Origin of the sequence: Argonema antarcticum A004/B2, from assembly GCF_023333585.1 — a bacterium.
Taxonomy (GTDB): Bacteria; Cyanobacteriota; Cyanobacteriia; order Cyanobacteriales; family Aerosakkonemataceae; genus Argonema; species Argonema antarcticum.
On sequence record NZ_JAIQZN010000001.1, the window covers coordinates 142,125 to 163,872 of the forward strand.

Genomic DNA, 21,748 nt, shown 5'->3' on the forward strand with positions numbered 1-21,748 from the left:
GCAAATTTTGCTCAAATACGGATCATCGGCGAACCGCTTTGCTACAGGTGGTATACTGCTGATTCCAGGCAAGACACCAGCCCAGGGCTACGATCGCAGAGGAGATTGGCTGTGCGATCGCGCTCAAACCCTGCAAAATAGAAAAGTAGGTCAAAAAACAGCATCATGAAAATAAAAGTCGTCTTAGAACCCAGTGAAGAAGGGGGATACACCGTCTATGTTCCCTCTCTTGCAGGCTGTATATCTGAAGGAGAAACAATTGAAGAAGCATTAGAAAATATTCAAGAAGCGATCGAGCTTTACCTCGAACCAATAGAAGAGGATACACAAATATGACACCTGAACTCGAAACCACTCAAAAGAGTCTATATGAAACTGATTATGTACGCTGGGTTGAAATTACAGCAGAACAACTGCGTAACCAAAACTATGCTTCTGTAGACTGGACAAATTTGATTGAGGAAATTGAGGATATGTCAAGAAGTGGGCGGAAAAGCTTGAAAAATAACCTTGTGGTGCTTCTGCTTCATCTTCTCAAATGGCAATATCAACCAGAATACCGCAGCGGTAGTTGGCGTGGTAGCATCCGGGAACATCGCAGACGCATTAACGATGATTTGAAAGATTCACCCAGCTTGATACCTTACCTACAAGAGGTATTTGCCGAATGTTATGCGAATGCTCGCCTTCAAGCAGCAGATGAAACGAGTTTGTCACTGGAAAATTTTCCACTGGATTGTCCTTACGCACGGGAACTAGCGATCGATCCCGATTTTTTACCAGACTAAAAATGTTGAAATCCTCGCTCTAAAGTAAGAACTTCATCGGGATATTTACCAGCAATATCAACTAACCGCACATCAGTATCGTTGGTAATTCTTCCCACGAGCGCAGCACCTTTTCCCAATCTTTTCACCAATATCTCAGCATCTGCTAAGGGAAGACACAATACTAATTCAAAATCTTCACCGCCATACAACATCCATTCCATTGCTTTTTCTGGCGATATCCAATTATGGAAAGCGGGAGGGATGGGAATGTGCTGACGCTCAATTCTTCCCCCCACACCACTAGCTGTGCAAATCTGCACAACTGCATCTGCTAAACCATCGCTGCTATCCATTCCAGCAACTTCAATTTTCGATTTTGGATTTTGGATTTTGGATTCTGAATGTAAAATATCCCAGAGAATTGGTAAAACATCTAATCTAGGTTTGGGACGTTGATGCGCCTGAATTAATGATTTTCTCTCCCCATTCCTGAGATTTTCTCCTAATTCGGGATGTAATAATAATTCTAACCCGGCTCTCGAAGCACCGTGAACGCCAGTAACAACGATCGCATCTCCAGACTTAGCATTGGAACGGCGGATAATCCGATGAGGAGAAACATCGCCAAAAGCAGTAATTGAAATGGTGATGATGGGCGATCGGACCACATCTCCACCCACAATCGCCGTATTATATTGTAGCAAACATTCTCTCATCCCCTCATAAAGTTCCTCAACCCAACTTACAGGCGTATCGCCAGTAATGGCCAAACCAACTGTAATACCCAAAGGTGTTGCACCCATCGCCGCCAAATCGGATAAATTGGCAGCAACAGCACGCCATCCGGCGTCTTGTGGAGAGGTAGTGCGATCGCTAAAATGCACCCCATCCACCAACACATCAGTCGTCACAACCAAAGATTGTCCCAGCCGAATTGCGATCGCCGCCCCATCATCACCCACAATATCTGGCGGACAGAACCCCTGCAATCGTTTCAGCAGTCCTTGTTCGCCGATATCTCCAACTTTTAAAACAGGCGATTCATCCGTCACAACTAAATTTTCCAACTTAACCTCTTGGAAATTATGCACCTATTGCAAGTTTGTTGCATTTAGCACAGACGGGGATGCGATCGCACCCAACCTTAGTTATTTCCTCGCAAGGCAATCATGCGACTTTCAAAAAGTTGCCCTACCGCTTCTGTCACCGTTTTGATCACATGATCGTCACATTCTTTAAGAAACGCTTCTGCCTCTTCAATATTTACTTTTTCAATATTGGCTTTGAAAAACTCCTTAGCTTTTTGTAACAAGTATCCACCCGATTCAAACCCGATTGATTTAATGAGAAACGTAGTTAAAGGAGAATTTTTCAGATCGTAAGGAGAATCTTTATTTCGTCCTTTTGATAACAAGTCTAACACATCCTTTTCCAAAGAATTTTTAGGTTCATGACCTTCAATTACATCGGGAATAAAATTCTCCAGAGCAGCAGACTTTACTTTTATATCTGGTAATTCTCCCATCATAGTAGAGATAGGAATATCTCGTCCCATCCGATAGGAAAGCGCCTCAAGTATAGCGATCGTAGTCAGCTTACTTCCCAGATAAAGCTTCGCCACCTCAATATTCCTTCTAGTTCTTTCAACCAAGTCGCGATAACTTTCGTCATCCGGCTCACCCATAAACTGCTGGAAAACCACCTCCGGTTTGAGGAAGTTCATAAATCCTTCCATCTTTTGCAGAGACTTGCGATATCCCTGAACCGTGTAGGAATTGGCATTAAGGAGTTCGTGATTAGTTTCCGGTAAAAGATTCCATGTATTGTCCAAAAAATCAGCAGCATTTTGATAGGCAAAATTCTCAACATCCCTGTTTGCCAATCTCACAGCACGCTTGACCGCTGCACAGGTCTTGGCCTCTGTCCACCCCAAATTGAACTGATTATTAGCATTAATCAAACGCTGGTACAGCATATCCATAGCGCTGAAACCGGATTCCAACTTTGGACGAAAAGGAATCGTAGCTTCAATACAAGCCGCTATCTCAGCAATTGCACTAGCAGAAATAAAACGATCTAGAGATTTGGCAGCAATTACCGCACTCAAAAATTCATTTTGCCCCGCGAATGGAGAGAGCGTCTGACCGGGAACAAACCCGAATACAGCCATTACAATCTCAAACATCCGATCCTTGGACAATTGAGCTGAATCCCTAATCACTAGCTGTCCGCGAACATCTTTGACAAAAGGAGTAATGTAAGTACTAATGTTAAAACTTACACCCTGATCCACCTGCACGTAAACCAGATCGTGAAACAAAGCCGCCAGAACCTCTATGGGGTCTTCTGTGCCACCGACATCAAAAATATGTTCTGGAGTATGAAAATAGCGCCAAGGACCTGTCATCGTTTGGATAATCAGTTCAGATATTGGCTCAACTTCAGCCGTTGAGATCTCACACTCTAGCTCCCCAATGGCTGAAACCAACCTCTTCTGGCATCTTTTCTGAGCTTCTTTAAGTTCCATATTGACCTCCCCGTTGTCCCTGATACAAGTGCATGGTATCAAAGGCGTCCCCAAAAACGCCATCAGTAAATTATTCACTTAAGCATTGGCTGGCGCAAAGAGCGCAGACCCCTCACCTAAAGTTTGGGAAATCGGTAGAATGTATCCCCGTCAGCATCAACTTCTGGAAGTGCCTCAAAAGTCTTTACCTGCGCTTCCAGGTACTGTTTAGCTAGTTGTGGGTCAACTCTAGCAGCTGCCGCCATTTGAATTGGAGAAATCAAGCCATTTTGCTCTTTAAGTAACTGATAGAAAGCATTCTGCAACTGCTGCTGCTTCCGCTCACCATTAATTGCGCTAATGATTAATAAGCCTGCCATTCCAGCAAGCGCCAGCACAAACATAAACTCAACAATTGCCATAGGCTGATATCTAGTAGAGGAGAGGAACTGGGGGAGTGGGGGAGTGGGGGAGTGGGGAGTGGGGGAGTGGGAGAGTGGGGGAGTGGGAGACTATTTCTGTCTAGTCTTTTCCCCAATACCCAATGCCCAAACTGACCCCAGTGCCCAATGCCCCGATCGCCTATCACCTTTTTTGGTTCTTTCGTGTCACATAAGCTGTAGTAGGGACACGGCATAATTAAATCTTTTGTATGACCGACTTATCTATAATGCCGTGTCCCTACAAAAATGTTCATAACGAACATTCGCAGGCCGGATTCCGAAAGACCCCCTTTTTTTTTATCAATAATTGTGACTGGATAGCACTATGGTGCAACAGTAGCACGATCTAGCTAAAAATTTGGCTCTGGGTCAGTAAATAAATGGAAACAACCTTTTGGTTCTTTGCTGATAAGCCTTGTATTGCTCACCGAACCTTGCTTCCAGCATTTCTTCTTCGATCGCAATTCTGCTACCCAACCAAATTGTACAGACCAAACCCAGCACCACGCAGCTAGCAAAGCTTTGCAGCATTGTGCAAAATCCCGTGAAAAGTAAAACATAGCTTAGGTAAATTGGGTGACGCACGATACTGTAAATGCCTGTTGTTACCAGCTGATGATCGGGCTTGATCGCAATCCGGTCAAAAAATCCTTTTAATGTGCGAATTGCCGCTTGATTAATAATTATCGCGGCTCCAATGATAAAAATTGCCACATTCACTTGCAAAAGATTATCAGCACTACGCCAGACAACCCCAGAGCGCGAAAAATCATACAGCGCTAACCAATGCACAGCTAAAAGACCAATAAACTGCACAGCCAAAGCCCAACGACCAGATCTGCGCTTAAACTGCTCATCTTCACTGGTCTTGGTCAGATTACCATATCTAAAGACACGCCAAATTGTGCCCTGAAAAAAACCAAGATAGCCAAGTAATAAGAAAATTACTTGCCACTGCTTTACTACCCCAAATAAAAGCGCTGGCAGCACAATCAATATGGCTAGCATTGCCACCAATACCAAAGCTAACTGTATTGCACTGACAGAACTGCTCATGGTTCAGAAAAGGAAATTGGTAATTGTTGATTAATTTCCAGTGGCAAATTTCAGATTTTAGGTAGAAACTTTTCCTCTTCAATTTGCTTTTCTGAAATCTGAAATCTGAAACACCGCTAAGCTACTTGAGGTTGGACGAGATTTTCTGCTCCTTCGATGACAAGAGCCGACTCAATTGTGTCGCCCTGCTTCAGCTTATCCAAAACTTCTTTACCTTCAATCAGGTAACCAAAGATGGCATAGCGACCATCCAGCACGTTGAGCCCAGCTGGCGTCAGTTCTGGTTCAAATAGGAAGAAGAAAAACTGAGAAGACCCGCCATTGGCTTCAAATTCCGGTCTAGCCATCGCTACAGCACCGTAAGCCGAGAAGGGTAGCACTGGTCGATCGAGATAACGACCGGCTTCTTCCAGGGTAATACCGTACATGGGGGCTTCATCTCCCTTGATTAGCAGTTCTAGGGGAACAGCGCGGTATTTTCCGGTAGTTGGGTCAATGAAACCTTGATCTGGGCCGTCTGGATCTCCGGTTTGCAGGAAGTAGGATTCTTCAGCCCGGATAAACGGTAACCCGTTGTAAAAACCGCGTTGTACCAAATCGACAAAGTTCCCGGCGGTAACAGGGGCGCTGTAACCGTCAAGGACGATGGTGAGGTTGCCCTTGTTGGTGGTCATTTCCACGGTGGCGCGACCTTTGAGTTGGGGCAGGTTGCTGTATTCAGCTGGAACTTCAAAGGGGAATTTCTGCACCATCATGTTTTCTAGCTGACCTACTTTATCTAGCAGCTTAGACCGCTCTTTCGAGATCTCTTCCTTATCCTGGGCTTCAAGGGCTGCTCTGAGGTCGGGGAGACCTGCTTGTAGGTCTTTTAGCAAAGTTTCGGCTTCGGGTTTTAGCTCTTGGGGGACGCTTTCTAGGAGTTGGGGCTGGCGATCGCTCAGAATCAACGATGCCTTACTGATATCTGAAGAGATTGCACTCCACCTGCGATTAGATCGCAGCTGGGTAGAGATGTCTTCCAAACTCGCTTGCAGTTCTCGCACTGGCTTATTGTCTATAGGCAGGGCGTACCGCAATAGCGCTTTTCCATCGGTAATGGCATTTCCAGATGGGAGGCGACTCTCGCGACCGCTGCTGCCAAAAAAGTTCCACCCAGCACCGGATAGTCCGATGGAAAGGGAAACCAGCAGCAGCATCAAAACGCCGCTTTGCAGCCAGCGTTTTAGCCCATCAAAGATTGGAAGACTGGAACGAGGCATAAATATATTTTTAGGTACACACAATTTTAGATTGTCCCATAGAGTCGGGAACAAGGGGCTTTCTTGCTAGGGAAGTCAAAAGTCATTCATTCAAAAGAAAGGGGCAATTGGCTAGGGGAAAGAGGGAAGATCGCAAAATTGAAATAAAATCTAAAATCTAAAATCTAAAATCTAAAATTCCTCTAGCCCCTAGCCCCTTTTTCCTTGTCCCCCAAGAGCGGTACAATTAAAGGCCGATCGATCTGGCTAGTGGAATAAGGTTCATGATTTCGAGTAACGACTTTCGGCCTGGTGTTTCGATTGAATGGAATGGCGGCGTGTGGCGGGTCGTGGAATTCCTCCACGTCAAACCAGGTAAAGGTTCGGCTTTTGTGCGGACAAAGCTGAAAAACGTCCAAACTGGCAGTGTGGTAGAACAGACCTTCCGCGCCGGGGAAACCATGCCCCAAGCCAATCTGGAAAAAAATACGATGCAGCACACCTATAAAGACGGCGAAGACTACGTTTTTATGGATATGGATTCTTATGAAGAATCACGACTTTCCGTCACTCAGATTGGCGATCGCGTCAAATACCTTAAAGAAGGTATGGAAGCTAACGTCATCCGCTGGGGAGATCAGGTGCTGGAAGTAGAACTGCCCAACTCTGTAGTGCTGGAAATAGTGCAGACCGATCCCGGCGTTAAGGGAGATACCGCTACAGGCGGCACCAAACCCGCGATCGTGGAAACTGGTGCCCAGGTAATGGTTCCTCTGTTTATTTCTGTGGGAGAGCGTATTCGCATCGACACCCGTACCGATTCCTACATGGGTCGAGAATAATGCAGAAGTCAGGAGTCGTAAGGGCGGGTTTAACCAAAATATGGGGGGAACATTTGCTCCTCTGCGATCTCTCTCCTCTGCTTTGCCACGACATGGATAGGCACGGATGCAGGGATAGAGGAATCTGTGTCAGTCTTTCCGGTTGGCTCCTCTGTCCCCCCGCTCAAGAGCCCTCTAGTCCTCGATCGTATTAATAACGAAAAAGCCGTTGCTGATTGAATGGGATAAAACTTGCTGTGGAATTGGACTTTAACGAACTCCGCGAACTCCTGACGGTTTTGAATGGAACCGATATTACCGAGCTAACGCTTAAGAGCGCCGACTTTGAACTAACAGTGCGTAAAAACACTGGCTCCATTCGGGAAGCGTCTGAGCCGATCGGTTCCGTGCAGCCGTCTGCACCAGCTATACCTGTTGACGCTAAAGAAGTATTGCCATTTTATACCCAAGCTCCAGCGTCGGGCGGAGTGGCCTCCCCAACGACCATTTCTGCTCCCCCGCAGGTTGAGCAGAAATGGGAGCCGATCAAATCTCCGATGGTGGGCACATTTTACCGGTCACCAGCTCCGAATGAAGCCTCTTTTGTGGAAGTGGGCGATCGCATTCGATCTGGACAAACAGTCTGTATCATTGAAGCAATGAAGCTGATGAACGAAATCGAAGCAGAGGTTTCGGGACAGGTGATCGAAATTTTGGTGCAGAACGGTCAACCTGTGGAATATGGCCAAATTTTGATGCGGGTTAACCCTGATGGATGATGGTTGTATGGTGGATTACTGTATTTGGTTAGAAAAAAGAACTGCTAAAATTTGGGGATCGGTCAATTCCAAGTTAATTAAATGAAACAAGCGCAACCTGTACCACAAGAAGTTGTGCAACAAGTGGCTGAGTACTTCAGCATTTTGAGCGAACCAATGCGCCTGCGGCTGTTAAACTTGCTCCGCAACGGCGAAAAGTGCGTGCAAGAACTGGTGGAGGCGACCGAAACCAGTCAGGCTAATGTTTCTAAGCACCTGAAAGTGATGCTGCAAGCTGGTATCCTCAGCCGCCGGAGTGAGGGAACTTCCGCCTACTACAAGGTGGAGGATGAGTTAATTTTCGATCTGTGTAACTTGGTGTGCGATCGCTTAGCAACCCGTATTGAACAGCAAGCTCGTTGCTTTCGAGACTTTAGCCTAGCCAGCAAGGAGTGATAAAGTCAAAAGTCAAAAGTCAAAAGTCAAAAGTCAGACTTTTGACTTTTGACTCTACAGGGGAAAGTCTTTCTGAAAACCTTGGCGAGTCAATGGCTGTTCCAGCACCAAACCTTCACCGCCTAAAGTCTCCAGGCGTTTCCCATCCACAGAGATAAACACCTTGGCATTGGGGTCTAAGCTGGTAGCCGTGTAGATGACTTGTCCCAAACGCCCCGTCATCGAAGCACTGCCACCCCCAGACATAAACTCCTGGGACAGATCGACACTAACACCTTCATTTTGAACGGTTACGCTTCGGAGTTTGGTTCCTTTGGGAATGCTTGTAGAAACGCGGTCATTGGTATCGCTAGGCCCAGCCAATAAGCGGATGAAAGCTTGCTCTAAAATAGCGCTGGGATTTTTGCTTGCAGCCTTATCCAGCGTTACAGGACGAGCAACCAACTCAAATTTATTGTCCCGATCTTGAAGCCAATAAATATCAGCCGTATCCTGTACTGGTAATGGCTGCAGAGAGTTGGGAGACGTGGGGCTAGGGCTAGGGCTAGGGGTAGAGGAAGGGGTAGGGGTAGGGGTAGAGGTAGGAGTCCGCGAGTTTAATGCCAACCAAACCGTTCCGCCACCAATAGCCAAAATCAACGCCCCGATAGTCGCAATGGCACGACTAGAAACACGACGAGGTGGTTGTCGGTTATCCATAAACAGGTATCTCCGTAAGAATTGGCGGGTTTGGTGTGAGGAGACGGTCAGTCATTCGATGCGAGGATTTTGGATTGACCCAAAGGATGAATCCGGTTGGCTCCCAAAGCAATAATTTCTTGGTAATCCAAAGTACGCAAAAATGCGATTATTACCGGGAAATATTAGTTTTTCCCTTTTTCAGGAGCGGGTTGTGGCTGTACTCGCACAAACGCCGCTATCTCCATTTGCTTTGGATTTACATTTAATTGTAAGAGCCGCGCTGTAATTCCGGCTTCTTCCAGTTTATGTAGATCTAACTGCTGAGTGAGACTTTGCACGATCGGGTTTAGCAAGAAAGCCGGAACGGGATTATCGTTGAGAGAGGCTTTTGGCGAAACAAATTGCACCTGATGCCCAGAAACTATACCCAGTCCCGACTCTACTGTAAGAGTCAGCTGTTTGGAACTGTTTTGCTCGGTTACAGTTTCGCCTTTTTCCTGTAATGCCACCTGCAAGCGCAGGCGATTATCAGCTAGAAATTCCACCCGTGGATCGGTTAACTCGTAGGCTTGGGCCTGTTGGCCGCCCATATTGCCCAAAAAGCGGTTTCCCAGAGTCCGCAACCTAGCTGTTACAGCTGGTGATTGCAGGAGTTTGTTGATATCTTGCTCGGTTAAAACTAAACGCAATCCCGCCTGCACTGGTTGCCGCAAAGCCCCTGTTGGCAATCTCTGAGCCCCTTGGGGGGGGGAACTCGGACGGGGCTGTCTAAGATCCTGTAAATTGACATCAAGGCGATCGGTTTCCAATTCCAGGGCGGCTATTCGCAAATTTGGCGTCACCCACAAGCCGCGCCCAGCAATCCGTACTCGTTGTACTTTACCTTGTATAAGTTGGTGGGAGGGAGCATTGTCAACGCGGACTTGCAGCTGTTCCACCTTGGTAAATCGGGAGCGAATCGCATTCTGGGCCACGCGATCGACGACTAAGCCAACTGGGGAGAGAAAACCAAGCAAGCCGGATAAGAGGATTGTGATTAATTCCATTGGGGAAAAGGTGATTGGTGATTGGTGATTAGTCAGTTGTCAGTTGTCAGTTGTCAGTTGTCAGTTGAAGAATAAAAAAGGTTACTCACTCTCCCACTCCCCCACTCTCCCACTCCCCCCTTTTTGAAGGGGTGACTTTTCTAGCTAACAGCTGCATCAATCCACTGTTTGAGTGTGGCAACAACTTCATCAAGAGCAATTTCATGAGCTTTGTGATTTGCTCTTTCCACAACTTCAACTTTGCCTGATTTAAGAGATTTTCCGGTGACAATCCGATAGGGAATTCCAATCAAATCGGCATCTTTGAATTTGACCCCTGCGCGTTCGTTGCGGTCATCAAGTAGAGTTTCGATTCCAGCTTTATTTAGCTGCTCGTAGAGTTTTTCGGCTGCTTGCAGTTGCTCAGCGTCACTGACATTGGGAACTGAGATGATGACGTGATAAGGTGCGATCGCAACAGGCCAAATTATCCCATCTTTGTCGTAAGATTGCTCTACAGCAGATTGAGCTAAGCGCGATACGCCGACACCATAACAACCCATCACTAGGGGAACTTCTTCACCTTGTTCGTTGGTGTAGGTTGCTCCCAGTGCTTTAGAATATTTGGTGCCTAGTTGGAAAATGTGACCGACTTCAATTCCTCTGGCACTTTGTAAGGTTTGATCGGGGTTGTGCATGGCCCGATCGCCCGGACGAGCTTTTCTTACATCCACCACAATTTCTGGTAATTTGAATTGATCTCCCCAATTAGCACCAACAACATGATAACCAGATTCATTAGAGCCGGTGACGAAATTCTTTAAATCGACAGCAGTCCGATCGATCAATCGCAGAAACTTAGCATTAACCTGCTTATTCGAGGCAATATAATCATCGCCGACATCGGGAGCAATATATCCCAAAGGTAAACATTTTGACGCCCATTTTTGTTGTGCTTCTGCGTCTGGAACCGTCAGCAATAACAAAGTTTTCCCGCCATATTTCGCCGCCAACTTAGTCAATTCATTCTGCAATTTTACCTCATTTACTTCTTGATCGGCGCGAATTATCACCAGCACCAACACTGTCATGCCATTATCGTAAACAGCCTGATAAAGGACATTTTTCACCACTTGAGTGGGAGAACATTTGAGGAATTGGCATAGTTTTTCTATAGTATCAGTTCCGGGTGTTTCCCGTTTTTCATAACTTGTGAAAATAGAAGTTTCTGCATCGGCTGGCAAAGAAACAGCTTTTTCTACATTAGCCGCGTACTGACCATCTTCGGTGTATAAAACTTCATCTTCTCCCGCTTCAGCCAATACCATAAATTCTTGAGAACCAGAACCACCAATTGCACCTGAATCAGCTTGCACTGCACGGAAACTTAAACCGCTTCGCCGCAACATATTGCTGTAAGCTTGGTGCATATCCTGATAAGTTTTCTTCAGGCTTTCCTCATCAGCGTGGAACGAATAACCATCTTTCATAATGAATTCGCGTCCGCGCATCAAGCCAAATCTGGGGCGGATTTCATCGCGGAATTTGGTTTGAATTTGGTACAAGTGCAGGGGTAATTGCCGATAGGAACGAATCATTTCCTTAGCAATAGTAGTAATTACCTCTTCGTGAGTTGGCCCCAATCCTAATTCTCGCTCTTGTCTGTCTTTGAGGGCAAACATAATACCCTCAGCTTGGGTGTAGGTGTCCCAGCGACCGGATTCGCGCCACAACTCTGAGGGTTGCAGTTGCGGTAGCAGACACTCTTGTGCTAGTGTAGCGTTCATTTCCTCGCGCACAATCTGAGAAACTTTTTGCAGCACGCGCCACATCAGGGGGAGATAAGCGTAGATACCGCTACCGATGCGACGAATGTAGCCTGCGCGGAGTAGTAATTTATGGCTGGGGATTTCTGCTTCGGCTGGATCTTCCCGCAGTGTAACGAATAACATTTGAGAGAGTCGCATCGTTTGTTCCTTTTGCCAATTGAGATGATTGCTTTCTTCAGTCTATAACATCAGCTGTAATCGCTAGTTAAGTGCTATAGACCTTTAAAGCTACTCTATAATCTAAAGAAGCTTAAATTGCAGTTGGCGTGTGAGGCTGAATTGACTAGCATTGGCTCGTATCAAGTAAAAATTCAAGATCGAGCGGCTGGAGAGCAAGTGGCTCTAATTTTGGCCGCAAAAGAAGATGATATGCCTAGAGATTGGTCTTTTAGCTGGTCTAGCTTGTGGAAAAATACTAATTTTGAGTGCCAAAATATTGTCAAACTCGTTTATACCGATCGAATGTGGGGATTGGTGCGATATGGTCTTTATCCTTATCCCGGTTCTCCAAAATACCTGGAAATCGAACAATTAGAGGCATATCCTACCAGTCAAGATGAGTCGGCTGACCGACCGATCGCTCCTATCGGTAAATGGTTAATATGGTATTGTATCGAGATTGCATTAAGATATTGTACAGTACCAGAAAATAAGCCTTTAGTTGTTCTGGTTTCTCTAGAATCAGCTGTCTCATACTACAGAGACGTTATTATGATGGAGTATCTGGGGCCAGCGCCCAGCCCACCAGGAGAAGATTTATATGCCTTCAGATTCTCACCAACAGCAGCCAGAAGTTTCTGCGAACGACAAGAAAATCAATACGGAGTCCCTACCCTTGTTAACCAGTGAAGAGGTAAAGGCTGGGACAAAGGTTATTCTGACTCACGCTGGACGGCAAGCTGATGTAAAAAGATCTGGACTTGGGGAGCTATTTGGTGTTGCTGATTTGCTGCCTAACGTGGGAGAAACTGCTCCTAAAGTAGATCGAAACGCTCCAAGCGTGAACCGCGTAGGCAGATCGATTAAGCGTAATAAGCAATCTCCAAATGATAGTGAGATCACTGCTTAAATTGGGGTCTAAGGAAGAGACTATTTATCAGGTTCGCGGTAAGACCCCAACTATACCGACAGGTTAGCTGGGGGTATAAAACGGTCAAAATAGGGTAATCCATGTACCCTGTTTTCACAAATATTGTTATTGTATTCTATAGAATAAGTCGCCGTAAATCAGTCTAGAACATGATTAGGGCAATATCTCAAGTTCCTGAATAAGTTGGGTAGGGGTGAGAATGCGAAGGCTGACATTGGTGAAGTCTTGGGGATTGCGGGTAACAATTGCGTCCAGTTGATTGATGACGGCTGTAGAGTATTGAATTGCATCTTCAAAGTCTCGGAAGTTGGCTGTGAGTGCAATTGAAATTGCGGCTTCATTTACATTGGCAATTCGGCAGAGATTGGCTAGATTTATTAAGAAATAAAGTGCCAAGTCTCGACCTTTGGCTTTGCGAATTAGGTAATAAAGATCGCCAAATGTTGAAGCTGAAACATACCCTTCAAATTTCTGCTGCTCAATTAGTAAGAAAATGCGATCGCTTTCATAAACGAAAGGCTGTCTCTCTATGGCACTATCGAGAATTATGTTGGTGTCAAGGAGTACTTTCACAGATATTTCTCTTGTAGGGCTTCTAATCTGGCTTGTTCTGGGTCAAAGTCAGGAGAAACTGGATGGTTATTTGCCGACCATTCTCTCATAAATTTACTTTGGTATTCAAGTTTACTTTGATTACCGACAGACGATGAATTCGTTGTGGCATCAGTAGCAATATCAAGATTTTCCACTTCCTGCCAGATGATGACTTCGACATCTCCTACTGGTAGGTCGATCGGTTCTGTAATAATTAAGTGACCCGCTGGGTCGATTTTAGCTTTCACTTTGTAGGCTTGCATAAGGTTATGGGATGCGCTTTGAGAATGAGATATTATATATTGTAATCTATTGTAAGAGTGAAGGGCCGATCGCGCTATCTTTAGCCTGGGTAGGCAGGCTTTGTCTGTGTAGCCGGGACTTTAGTCGTTTGGCATCTTTCACAATCTCTGCTATCCAAAATATCGTTATATCCCAGTATTATGGCAGTTTATCAAGACCGCGAAGCGTTCATTCCCTATCATCGGCGCGATATTATCGAACTTTGCGTTGAAGATGGCCAGTTGCCCACCGCAGATGTGGAAAAGTTCCGCGATTTCTGCGAAATATTGTCGGCTTATTATCATTTTCATCTGCATCAAAGTTTGGAAATGTTAAAGGATAATTTCGATCCGTTTAACCCGGATGCCGATAGCGAACCGAGAATTGCACTTGGGACCGATCGAAAGGTAAAGATGGAAGCCGAACTGGTCGCTGCTTTTAAGAATATTCTCCAAAGAGCCAATTACATGGCTTTATCGCCAGAAATGTTACAACGGGCTTTTCAGGAAAAGACTTTAATTGAATTAAAGACAAAGGTTGATTTTGATGATTTTGAACAGATAGTCTGTTATTACCGAGGCGACAGTCAAAAGATAACTACGGTCAAGAAGTTGTTCAAGAAAGTAAAACGGAATGTTGCTGTTTTTGAACGGGTAGTATTATTGCTTAAATTCAAGGATGCCGCCTATTTTGAATCAAAAAAAGTTAAGTCCGATCGGCTAAAATTTGCGCCAGGTAAAATATATATTTATTTTTATAAAAACATCCCCAAATTTGACTTGGAGTTGTTATTTCCGAACGTCAAAATTAGCATGACTTGGAAAGATCGGCTTCTGTTTGGCATTCCAGCTATTGGGGCTGCTATTCCGATTCTACTCAAAGTTATACCTCAACTGTTGCTTATTATAAGCGTGATATTATTTGTCGTCTTCGGCCAAGCAAATATCGGCAAAGAGAATACAAGCAAAAAGGCGGTGCGTGATGTTACGCCTGTATTGGTGGCCACTCTTTCCCTGGCGATAACTTTTGGCGGTTTCGCCTTCAAGCAATACAGCAGTTATAAAAGCAAGAAAATCCACTTTCAAAAAAAAGTTACCGACACTCTATTTTTTAGGAATTTAGCTAATAATGCTAGTGTGTTTGGAGCCTTAATTGATGCTGCTGAAGAAGAAGAATGCAAGGAGATTATCTTAGTTTATTATCATCTGTTAATTAGCAAATTTTCTCTAAGCCCCGAAGAATTGGACGATAGGATTGAGGAGTGGATGGATGAAAAATTTGGTACGAAAATTGATTTTGATATCAATGGGCCTCTGGTCAATCTGGAAGCAATACGCGGTAAAATTATCAAGGATGGGTCAGAGGAAGCTAGTACGCCAGAAATACCTTTGCTGAGTTACGATGAACGGGGGTTTTGCAAAGTTGCATCCCTAGAGGATGCCAAAAAGATCGTAGATTATGTCTGGGACAATGCGTTTGTCTGCGGAAAATAAGGCCCGATCGCACACCGTAAGCACCTTCCAGCGATATCCTAGATGCGATCGGGCCTTACCCGTGGCAGCATCAGATCAGAAATTTTTAGATGGTGTAGTTTGAGAAAGTGCGATTCGCTGACGCGATAGCTTCGCTTCACGTGCAGCGTGCCGTAGGCAATCGCTATTTCCTTGGTGTCAATAATTGTTTATGCTATTACCTAGATCACCGCTCTCATGAGCCATGCTATTCAACACATCAATATTATGGCAATTTATAAAGACCGCGAAGCTTTCATCCCCTATCGTCGCCCCGATTTGATCGAACTTTGCGTTGAAGACGGCGAGTTGGCTCCCGCAGATGTCGAAAAGTTCCGGGATTTTTGCGAAATATTGTCGTCCTATTACCATTTTCAGTTGCATCAGACTTTAGAGATCTTAAAGGATAACTTTGTTCCCTTTAACCCGGATGCCGATACCAAGTTAAAAATTGAACCTACTTCAGCGCAGCAAGCGGACATGGAAGCTAAACTGGTTGCAGCTTTTAAGGTTGTCCTGGAAAGAGCCAATTATGTCCCCCTATCTGAAGAAATGTTACAACGGGCTTTTCTGGAAAACTCGTTGATTGAACTAAAGACAAATGTCGATTTTGAGGACTTTGAGCAGATAGTTTGCTACTACCGAGGCGACAATCAGAAAATCACTTCTGTCAAGAAACTTTTGAAGAACGTAGAAAAGACGATTGAGACCTTTGAGCGGGTGGTATTGTTGCTGAAATTCAAAGATGCTACATATTTTGCATCTAAAAAAGGCAAGCAGAAAAATATGAATTTCACGCCAGGGAAAATGTACATCTACTTGTATAAAAACATCCCCAAATTTGACCTAGAATTCCTATTTCCCAACATCAAAATCAGCATGACCTGGAAAGACCGTCTTTTGCTTGGCATTCCGGCTATTGGGGCTGCGGCTTCGGTGGTTGTGAAAATCGTACCCCAAGTGTTGCTGATTGTAGGGGTGATATGGTTTGTGTTCTTCGGAAAAACCAGTTTCCTAAATTTCAATATCAGCGAGGAAAATGTAAAGAATATAATGCCTGTAATGGTAGCGGCATTGTCTCTGGTGGTGGCGTTAGGTGGGGTTGGCTTCAGGCAATATAACAATTACAACTACAAAAAGGTCAAATTTCAAAAAAATGTGACCGACACTCTTTTCTTCAGGAACCTTGCTAATAACGCTAGCGTTTTTGGAGCATTAATTGACGCCGCTGAGGAGGAAGAATGTAAAGAAATTCTTTTGGCTTATTATCACCTGCTCACCAGCAAAAAACCGCTTACGCCAGAACAATTGGATAACCGAATTGAGACATGGATGGAAAATAAATTCGGTACGAAAATTGACTTTGATATCAAAGGCCCACTCCGCAATCTGGAAGGGATACGGGGCAAAATCATCAAAGATGGAGTAGATTCAGGAAGTACGCCAGAAATACCTCTGCTGACTTACGATAACGAAGGGTTTTGCAATGTACCATCCCTGGACGATGCCAAAACAATCATAGATTACGTTTGGGACAATGCTTTTACGTATGCTACATAATTGATAGGTGCGATCGCATACAGCGGCTTGCAAATGGGTGAGAAGTAAATTGTAGGGGCGGGCTTCGCCCCTACGAACTATGATGAAAATCGTTTGATTGTACCTCACGCGGCTGCAAGCCGTTGTAAAAAGAGATATGGACAAAAATCACCCAAAGTGGTGATTTAGGGGGAGCAAAAATCTAGTATTATTAATAAATAGCAACTTGCGTTATGTAAACCAAAATTGGTTTTAATTGACCAATATGAAAACAACAATCCTAATTTTGGCAGCCAATCCAAAAGGGACTGCCCCTCTAGAACTGATGGAAGAAATTCGCGATATTGATGAGGTACTTAAACGCTCAAAGAATCGCGATTTGTTTGAAGTTCAATCAAAATTAGCTGTACGTGCTGAAGATTTACAAAATGCTTTATTAGAGACTAAACCAAGAATTGTTCACTTTTCAGGACATGGTACGGGCAATGAAGGTTTAGTATTACAAAATAATGCTGGTAAAGCACATTTGGTTAGTACTGAAACTTTGGCTAATTTATTTGGGTTGGTGGCAAATTCGGTCGAATGTGTTTTGTTTAATGCCTGTTACTCTGAAGTACAAGCGAAAGCAATTGTGGAAAAAATTAATTACGTAATTGGGATGCGACAGTCGATTCGAGACGATGCTGCGATCGCTTTTACAACGGGTTTTTATGGGGCATTGGGTGGAGGAGAATCAATTGAGTCTGCTTACAGTTTTGGTTGCAATCGCATTCAATTGGAAATTTCTCGTTCAAGTGTTGTTGGTGTAGATAAAGCTGCGACAGTTCCCGAATATCTCATTCCCGTACTGCTGAAAAAAGAAGTTTTAACTCCTATGAAAAAAGTCGAAGCCACTCCACAACCTAACGCAAATAATACCTTTGATATTAAGGATAGTAACATTACAAACTTAACAGGTTCAGGTTCAATTATAACAGGAGATAATTTTATGAACAGTAATGATTATAGCCGCAAAATTGAAATTGGCAGCGTCGGTAGAGATATTAGCGGACAGGCATTAAATTTGGGTGAAATGAATATCAGTGGTACTGTGACTAATACGATTGGTCAGTTAGAAAAATCTGATGCCCCTGAAGCACTAAAATTAGCAGAATTGTTGAAACAATTGCAAACGGCGATTGAGGCTAATCCCGATTTAAGTGAGGACGATAAAGCCGAGGCTTTAGAACAAGTGAAAGTTTTGGCAGAAGCAGGTAAGAAACCTCAAGAAGGAGGTTTACAAAAGGCCGCAAAAACAGCTATCAAAGTTTTGAAAGGAACGATTACTAGCTTGCCTGCTGCTGCAAAGTTGGTGGAATATTGTAACGAAATGTTCCCGACTATTGTTCGTTTGTTAGGTTTGGCTTGATTCTGTAAATTGACAATGCAATAAGTGTATGTTATAACAATACCTTCGCCAAAATGAAAAATACCTTGATTCGTAGGTTGGGTTTCGCTTCACTCAACCCAACCTACAAAAAAATGGCGAACGTATTGTTATAAGTAGACAGTTATTGCCAATAACGTATAGATATGTTAAGACTTATTACTAAATTATTAAACTGACTTGACAGACATTTTTGCTGTGTTAGTTTTGAGTTGTTTCGTGATACGTCAATGCAATATTACAGTCATAGGAGTTTCATGCAATGGCTACTTTTCGGATTCAAGAATTGGCAGAAGCAAAAGGTTTAACTATAGAGGAACTGAGCGAAGTTTCTGGCGTTTCTATGAAGAGGATACAAAGATATTATACGACTACATCTTTTACATCTGTTGAGATCACAGAACAAACGGCTGGTGAACTCAGACAAATAGCAGCTAAGTTGGATTTACCTGTAATGGAGTTAGTAAAGCCTGTACTAAAAAGGGCTGCTTTCAAGCTTAATATTATCAAGATTGCTCAAAAGAAGGGTATAACGCTAGAAGAATTGAGCGAACGTTCTGGCGTACATCCTTCTTTTATTGACTTTTACAGTACTCAAACTATCTCTAAAGATAAGCTTGCTGAAGATCCTTATCAAATGCACATAAGTGAAATTAGTAAAGCTTTAGAAGTTTCTCCTGAAGATTTAAAAGTTGTGTCAGATCTAGCAATAACTATATTTCCTCTTGAAGAATTTGCAAAAGAAAGAAACTTATCTTTAGAGGAACTTAGCTTGATTACAGATATACCTGTTGAGTTGATAAATTTAATCAAGACGCACCCTGTAAATCTAGCCAGACTGGGTAGTGAGTTGGGTTTTTTTGGGTGGTGTTGTGGAAAGTGTTAATATCAATAGACAGAATTAATTACACTATGACTTATGGCTAAGTTATAGTGTAATTAATTCTGTCCAACTACTTAGGAATATGTGTCGTTTTTACAAAAATTAATATGAAAATTTTTAATCAAGATATTCGTAGTCATAATTTTAAAAAAATTAGTTTAAATAATAGAGATTTCAAAAAAGCACAAGCAGGACATAAAAATATTCAAAAAGTGTTAATTTTAACTGGGGAAATACTCCTATGTTGTTTGTTAAGTCTCGCAGCTATTGTAGCAGGAAAAATGCAAATATACATTATACTACATAAGATGAATTTTATAAGATTAGCAATTAGCTCAAGTATATATATGTGTAGTTTGATGTTCTTTATAATAGAGGTACAAGAATTGACAATATTGCTCACATTTATTTCGACATTAGCTACCATTAGTATAATATTTTATAGTGATCTTAATAGAGAAATATTTACTTTTAGTTTTACTTTTAGTGTAAGTATAATTATAGCTTTATTGGGAGCAATTTCTATAGCATTATTTGGATCTTTTTGTCTTATATCTGGCGGATTAGTAGGAGAGTTTCTAGCTTTTTTAGCATCGGGATTTACTATAACGGTGTTATCTTGGTTTCTGACTGATTTTTCATCAAAACAGAGAATACTTGAATTTACAATAACTTTAATTTCTGCGATCGCAGTCATCCTTACAGGTGCTATTATCGCTCGAAAAGCAGTTAGAGGATCTCCTAAATTTGCCTGGATCAGAGAAAAAGCAGTATTTTGGGCTACAATAGGTGGAACCTCATTTTATGGATCGGATTTAACAGATGCTTGCTTTGATGGAGCAGATTTACCCCATACAGATTTTAGAAAAGCAATTTTAACTCGGACTAGCTTTGAAGGCGCAACTAGATTAGACCTTTCTCGACTGCAAGGAACTATATTAGAGCAGCCAAAAGTAAGAAAATTGCTGACAACAAAAATAGGTCGTAATGAAGATTATACGGGAGCTAATTTTGAAGGTGCAAATTTGAGAGGAGCAGACCTTACAGACGCACTCTTAAAAGAAGTTAAGGCGTTAGACGCAGATTTTTCTGGAGCGAATCTTACAGGAATTTGTATAGAAAATTGGAGTATTAATAGTGAGACTCGTTTTGCGGGTGTTCAATGCGACTACATCTACCGAGAATTGGATCAAAATGGCCATCCGATTGATCAATATCCTATCGATCGCAACTTTGAGCCTAGAGAATTTGAATCTCTGTATCAGGAAGTTGGCAACGTTGTTGAGTTAATTTTCAAAGAAGGCGTCAACTGGCGTGCTTTTAGCTTTACCCTCCAAAAACTTCAAGTAGAAGATGAAGGATTAGGATTACAACTTAAGGGAATCGAAAAACGAGGAGATTTGTGGGTTGTTAAAGTAACGCATAATGAAAATGCTTCAAAGCGGGATGTTGAACAGTACCTTCAGGTCAGGTATGAAGAAATGAAGCAGCTACTGACTGCCAAAGAACAACAAATTAACCAATTATTAGGAATTGCGACCAATCAAGCTGAAGCTTTGAAAAATTATAGTAAGCAATCTTTTGGTAATAGTTTTTTCATTACAGGTAGTACGATTACTAATCTAGCTGGTTCTGGACAAATTGATTATGACGAAGCTGCTAGTAAAATTCGCAGTATTGTTGCTAATAGTGGTGATTTATCTCAAGTCGCCCCTGTCGCTCAAAATTTTTTACAGCAACTTCAAAATCAAAGCGTTGCGACTTCTTCAGTACAACAAGCTGAACTGATTCAGCAAGTAATTTTGACAGAGGCGAAAAAAGATACTTTCTTTAAGCAGTTTCTTCTCCAACAAGGTCAACAAATTGTTGAAGCAATCCCAGAGAGTGCGATCGCAACAGCGATTCGGAATGCGATCTTACAACTGCGTTAGCGCCAATATTCTCCAGCAATTCGCCACCGAAATTCACCGCGCAACTAGCATTTCCGTGCATTACGTACCAATAAGATAGTAGGGGAAAATTTTAGATTCAAGAATAGCTAAATTCAACAGATCTTTGTCCCACAACTTCCGGTACGCCCGCAACTAAACGCAAATCGTCGCAGTAAAAGGTGAACCAAGGCTGACCTAAATTTAACCGGGCAAAAGTACTTTCTGGGGGGACTTCCAATTCGCCGCTAACTAATCCCACGCGAGACTGAAACTCACCTTTGAATAACAGTAAATCAGAATCCAGAGAACCGAAACACATCCCAGATAACGGCAGTGGGAATGCTAAACTTGGCTGGGTGTAGGTGAGGCCGCAAAGTAATCGGTTTCCTTGACGGACAATAACGCGATTACGATCGTTTTCCCAAGTAAACTCAGCCATTTCTTTGGGCAATCCCCAAATTTCTCGACCCCCAGCTAGAGAGTCTGGATTGTCTACATATATATGAGAAATCCAAGCACCGATTTTGTCTGCATAACGCGCAAAACCTGCAACAACAATCAACTCGTTATATTCCATAACTGAACCGAAACTGTAGGAAGATATATAAATTCCTCCTAAAGTTTTTCCAGGCCAAAAAGAGATGATTTCTAATTCTGAGGGAATGAAGGGACGCGCTTTTTCAATATCTATCAACTGCAATGTCTGAACGGCGTAGCCTTGTAGTGTCCAAGGTGCTTGGGGATATGGCATTTGATGCTCCTTTTATACCAAAGTGCTGAGTGCTGAGTGCTGAGTACAAACAAAGTGTCGATATAAAACCAAAAAGGGTTGATAATGAGTGCGATCGCACTTTTATTATCAACCCTTTTCTCAAAAGTCATTTGTCAATGACTGCTGACTAATGACCA

The 21,748-nt window shown here is 43.1% G+C and carries 24 protein-coding genes; 12 read left to right on the top strand and 12 right to left on the bottom strand.

Annotation, left to right across the window (positions count from 1 at the left end; genetic code table 11):
- Positions 1–7: 7 nt before the first annotated feature.
- From LAY57_RS00715 to LAY57_RS00725, 3 genes are read left to right on the top strand one after another with little or no spacing between them, the layout of a single operon-like run.
- The gene (locus LAY57_RS00715) at positions 8–169 is read left to right on the top strand and encodes a hypothetical protein (protein ID WP_249064349.1); all 162 of its coding nucleotides are present in this window, start codon (positions 8–10) and stop codon (positions 167–169) included.
- The gene (locus LAY57_RS00720; protein WP_249064350.1) at positions 166–336 is read left to right on the top strand and encodes a type II toxin-antitoxin system HicB family antitoxin; all 171 of its coding nucleotides are present in this window, start codon (positions 166–168) and stop codon (positions 334–336) included. The genes LAY57_RS00715 and LAY57_RS00720 overlap by 4 nt, the downstream gene beginning before the upstream one ends.
- Positions 333–788, top strand: a complete 456-nt coding sequence (locus LAY57_RS00725; RefSeq protein ID WP_249064351.1) for a DUF29 domain-containing protein — start codon at positions 333–335, stop codon at positions 786–788. The genes LAY57_RS00720 and LAY57_RS00725 overlap by 4 nt, the downstream gene beginning before the upstream one ends.
- Here LAY57_RS00725 and thiL read toward each other — a convergent pair.
- The 6 genes from thiL to LAY57_RS00755 all read right to left on the bottom strand — a co-directional run bounded on the left by thiL (position 785) and on the right by LAY57_RS00755 (position 6,034).
- Positions 785–1,837, bottom strand: a complete 1,053-nt coding sequence (gene thiL, locus LAY57_RS00730) for a thiamine-phosphate kinase (RefSeq protein ID WP_249064352.1) — start codon at positions 1,835–1,837, stop codon at positions 785–787. The two genes, LAY57_RS00725 and thiL, sit on opposite strands and share 4 nt — an antisense overlap.
- 77 nt (positions 1,838–1,914) lie before the next feature.
- Positions 1,915–3,297, bottom strand: coding sequence for a hypothetical protein (locus LAY57_RS00735; protein WP_249064353.1), 1,383 nt, complete (start codon positions 3,295–3,297; stop codon positions 1,915–1,917).
- Positions 3,298–3,413: 116 nt separating this feature from the next.
- Positions 3,414–3,698, bottom strand: a complete 285-nt coding sequence (locus LAY57_RS00740) for a hypothetical protein (protein ID WP_249064354.1) — start codon at positions 3,696–3,698, stop codon at positions 3,414–3,416.
- A complete protein-coding gene (locus LAY57_RS00745; RefSeq protein ID WP_249064355.1) occupies positions 3,641–3,913 on the bottom strand; it encodes a hypothetical protein in 273 nt (90 codons plus the stop codon). The genes LAY57_RS00740 and LAY57_RS00745 overlap by 58 nt, the downstream gene beginning before the upstream one ends.
- Before the next feature lie 175 nt (positions 3,914–4,088).
- Positions 4,089–4,775 carry a methyltransferase family protein gene (locus LAY57_RS00750; RefSeq protein ID WP_249064356.1) on the bottom strand — a complete coding sequence of 229 codons (687 nt, stop codon included), beginning with the start codon at positions 4,773–4,775 and terminating at the stop codon, positions 4,089–4,091.
- Positions 4,776–4,891: 116 nt separating this feature from the next.
- Complete coding sequence (locus LAY57_RS00755) at positions 4,892–6,034, bottom strand: peptidylprolyl isomerase (protein ID WP_249064357.1); 1,143 nt, start codon at positions 6,032–6,034, stop codon at positions 4,892–4,894.
- 263 nt (positions 6,035–6,297) lie between these two features.
- Here LAY57_RS00755 and efp point away from each other — a divergent pair, with 263 nt between their 5' ends.
- The 3 genes from efp (at position 6,298) to LAY57_RS00770 (ending at position 8,048) form a co-directional block, all read left to right on the top strand.
- Positions 6,298–6,855 (top strand): elongation factor P, encoded by a 558-nt coding sequence (gene efp / locus LAY57_RS00760; RefSeq protein ID WP_249064358.1) that lies wholly within the window; start codon positions 6,298–6,300, stop codon positions 6,853–6,855.
- Positions 6,856–7,091: 236 nt separating this feature from the next.
- On the top strand, positions 7,092–7,613 hold the full coding sequence (gene accB / locus LAY57_RS00765; RefSeq protein ID WP_249064359.1) for an acetyl-CoA carboxylase biotin carboxyl carrier protein: 522 nt from the start codon (positions 7,092–7,094) through the stop codon (positions 7,611–7,613).
- Between the two features lie 81 nt (positions 7,614–7,694).
- Complete coding sequence (locus LAY57_RS00770; protein ID WP_249064360.1) at positions 7,695–8,048, top strand: ArsR/SmtB family transcription factor; 354 nt, start codon at positions 7,695–7,697, stop codon at positions 8,046–8,048.
- A gap of 54 nt (positions 8,049–8,102) precedes the next feature.
- Here LAY57_RS00770 and LAY57_RS00775 read toward each other — a convergent pair whose 3' ends face one another.
- From LAY57_RS00775 to proS, 3 genes are all read right to left on the bottom strand, one after another.
- Positions 8,103–8,747 carry a GerMN domain-containing protein gene (locus tag LAY57_RS00775; protein ID WP_249064361.1) on the bottom strand — a complete coding sequence of 215 codons (645 nt, stop codon included), beginning with the start codon at positions 8,745–8,747 and terminating at the stop codon, positions 8,103–8,105.
- Between the two features lie 164 nt (positions 8,748–8,911).
- Entirely contained in the window at positions 8,912–9,775 is an 864-nt protein-coding gene (locus LAY57_RS00780; protein ID WP_249064362.1) for an LmeA family phospholipid-binding protein, read from the bottom strand.
- A gap of 140 nt (positions 9,776–9,915) precedes the next feature.
- Positions 9,916–11,721 carry a proline--tRNA ligase gene (proS, locus tag LAY57_RS00785; RefSeq protein ID WP_249064363.1) on the bottom strand — a complete coding sequence of 602 codons (1,806 nt, stop codon included), beginning with the start codon at positions 11,719–11,721 and terminating at the stop codon, positions 9,916–9,918.
- A gap of 117 nt (positions 11,722–11,838) precedes the next feature.
- On the opposite strand from proS, the gene LAY57_RS00790 reads away from it, so the two are divergent.
- A complete protein-coding gene (locus tag LAY57_RS00790; protein ID WP_249064364.1) occupies positions 11,839–12,432 on the top strand; it encodes a hypothetical protein in 594 nt (197 codons plus the stop codon).
- Between the two features lie 394 nt (positions 12,433–12,826).
- Here the strand turns inward: LAY57_RS00790 and LAY57_RS00795 are convergent, their stop codons facing one another.
- Together LAY57_RS00795 and LAY57_RS00800 are read right to left on the bottom strand one after the other, a co-directional pair.
- Entirely contained in the window at positions 12,827–13,246 is a 420-nt protein-coding gene (locus LAY57_RS00795) for a PIN domain-containing protein (protein WP_249064365.1), read from the bottom strand.
- Positions 13,243–13,530 carry a hypothetical protein gene (locus tag LAY57_RS00800; RefSeq protein ID WP_249064366.1) on the bottom strand — a complete coding sequence of 96 codons (288 nt, stop codon included), beginning with the start codon at positions 13,528–13,530 and terminating at the stop codon, positions 13,243–13,245. Before LAY57_RS00800 ends, LAY57_RS00795 begins: the two co-directional genes overlap by 4 nt.
- Before the next feature lie 180 nt (positions 13,531–13,710).
- Between LAY57_RS00800 and LAY57_RS00805 the strand changes: the two genes are divergently transcribed.
- From LAY57_RS00805 to LAY57_RS00825, 5 genes are all read left to right on the top strand, one after another.
- Positions 13,711–15,042: a TMEM143 family protein gene (locus LAY57_RS00805; protein WP_249064367.1), complete on the top strand. Its 1,332-nt coding sequence runs from the start codon at positions 13,711–13,713 to the stop codon at positions 15,040–15,042.
- Positions 15,043–15,258: 216 nt separating this feature from the next.
- A complete protein-coding gene (locus LAY57_RS00810; RefSeq protein WP_249064368.1) occupies positions 15,259–16,620 on the top strand; it encodes a TMEM143 family protein in 1,362 nt (453 codons plus the stop codon).
- Positions 16,621–16,864: 244 nt separating this feature from the next.
- On the top strand, positions 16,865–18,007 hold the full coding sequence (locus tag LAY57_RS00815; RefSeq protein ID WP_249064369.1) for a CHAT domain-containing protein: 1,143 nt from the start codon (positions 16,865–16,867) through the stop codon (positions 18,005–18,007).
- 280 nt (positions 18,008–18,287) lie between these two features.
- Positions 18,288–18,911, top strand: coding sequence for a helix-turn-helix domain-containing protein (locus LAY57_RS00820; RefSeq protein ID WP_249064370.1), 624 nt, complete (start codon positions 18,288–18,290; stop codon positions 18,909–18,911).
- A gap of 104 nt (positions 18,912–19,015) precedes the next feature.
- Entirely contained in the window at positions 19,016–20,839 is a 1,824-nt protein-coding gene (locus LAY57_RS00825) for a pentapeptide repeat-containing protein (protein WP_249064371.1), read from the top strand.
- Positions 20,840–20,936: 97 nt separating this feature from the next.
- Here the strand turns inward: LAY57_RS00825 and LAY57_RS00830 are convergent, their stop codons facing one another.
- Positions 20,937–21,590, bottom strand: a complete 654-nt coding sequence (locus LAY57_RS00830) for an acetoacetate decarboxylase family protein (protein ID WP_249064372.1) — start codon at positions 21,588–21,590, stop codon at positions 20,937–20,939.
- Positions 21,591–21,748: the final 158 nt, after the last annotated feature.

Excerpts from the sequence above, each read along its gene's own strand:
- LAY57_RS00720 (WP_249064350.1), top strand. The coding sequence starts at position 166 with ATGAAAATAAAAGTCGTCTTAGAACCCAGTGAAGAAGGGGGATACACC.
- LAY57_RS00725 (WP_249064351.1), top strand. The coding sequence starts at position 333 with ATGACACCTGAACTCGAAACCACTCAAAAGAGTCTATATGAAACTGAT.
- LAY57_RS00735 (WP_249064353.1), bottom strand. The coding sequence starts at position 3,297 with ATGGAACTTAAAGAAGCTCAGAAAAGATGCCAGAAGAGGTTGGTTTCA.
- LAY57_RS00740 (WP_249064354.1), bottom strand. The coding sequence starts at position 3,698 with ATGGCAATTGTTGAGTTTATGTTTGTGCTGGCGCTTGCTGGAATGGCA.
- LAY57_RS00745 (WP_249064355.1), bottom strand. The coding sequence starts at position 3,913 with ATGCCGTGTCCCTACTACAGCTTATGTGACACGAAAGAACCAAAAAAG.
- LAY57_RS00750 (WP_249064356.1), bottom strand. The coding sequence starts at position 4,775 with ATGAGCAGTTCTGTCAGTGCAATACAGTTAGCTTTGGTATTGGTGGCA.
- LAY57_RS00755 (WP_249064357.1), bottom strand. The coding sequence starts at position 6,034 with ATGCCTCGTTCCAGTCTTCCAATCTTTGATGGGCTAAAACGCTGGCTG.
- efp (WP_249064358.1), top strand. The coding sequence starts at position 6,298 with ATGATTTCGAGTAACGACTTTCGGCCTGGTGTTTCGATTGAATGGAAT.
- LAY57_RS00770 (WP_249064360.1), top strand. The coding sequence starts at position 7,695 with ATGAAACAAGCGCAACCTGTACCACAAGAAGTTGTGCAACAAGTGGCT.
- LAY57_RS00775 (WP_249064361.1), bottom strand. The coding sequence starts at position 8,747 with ATGGATAACCGACAACCACCTCGTCGTGTTTCTAGTCGTGCCATTGCG.
- LAY57_RS00780 (WP_249064362.1), bottom strand. The coding sequence starts at position 9,775 with ATGGAATTAATCACAATCCTCTTATCCGGCTTGCTTGGTTTTCTCTCC.
- proS (WP_249064363.1), bottom strand. The coding sequence starts at position 11,721 with ATGCGACTCTCTCAAATGTTATTCGTTACACTGCGGGAAGATCCAGCC.
- LAY57_RS00800 (WP_249064366.1), bottom strand. The coding sequence starts at position 13,530 with ATGCAAGCCTACAAAGTGAAAGCTAAAATCGACCCAGCGGGTCACTTA.
- LAY57_RS00805 (WP_249064367.1), top strand. The coding sequence starts at position 13,711 with ATGGCAGTTTATCAAGACCGCGAAGCGTTCATTCCCTATCATCGGCGC.
- LAY57_RS00810 (WP_249064368.1), top strand. The coding sequence starts at position 15,259 with ATGAGCCATGCTATTCAACACATCAATATTATGGCAATTTATAAAGAC.
- LAY57_RS00815 (WP_249064369.1), top strand. The coding sequence starts at position 16,865 with ATGAAAACAACAATCCTAATTTTGGCAGCCAATCCAAAAGGGACTGCC.
- LAY57_RS00820 (WP_249064370.1), top strand. The coding sequence starts at position 18,288 with ATGGCTACTTTTCGGATTCAAGAATTGGCAGAAGCAAAAGGTTTAACT.
- LAY57_RS00825 (WP_249064371.1), top strand. The coding sequence starts at position 19,016 with ATGAAAATTTTTAATCAAGATATTCGTAGTCATAATTTTAAAAAAATT.
- LAY57_RS00830 (WP_249064372.1), bottom strand. The coding sequence starts at position 21,590 with ATGCCATATCCCCAAGCACCTTGGACACTACAAGGCTACGCCGTTCAG.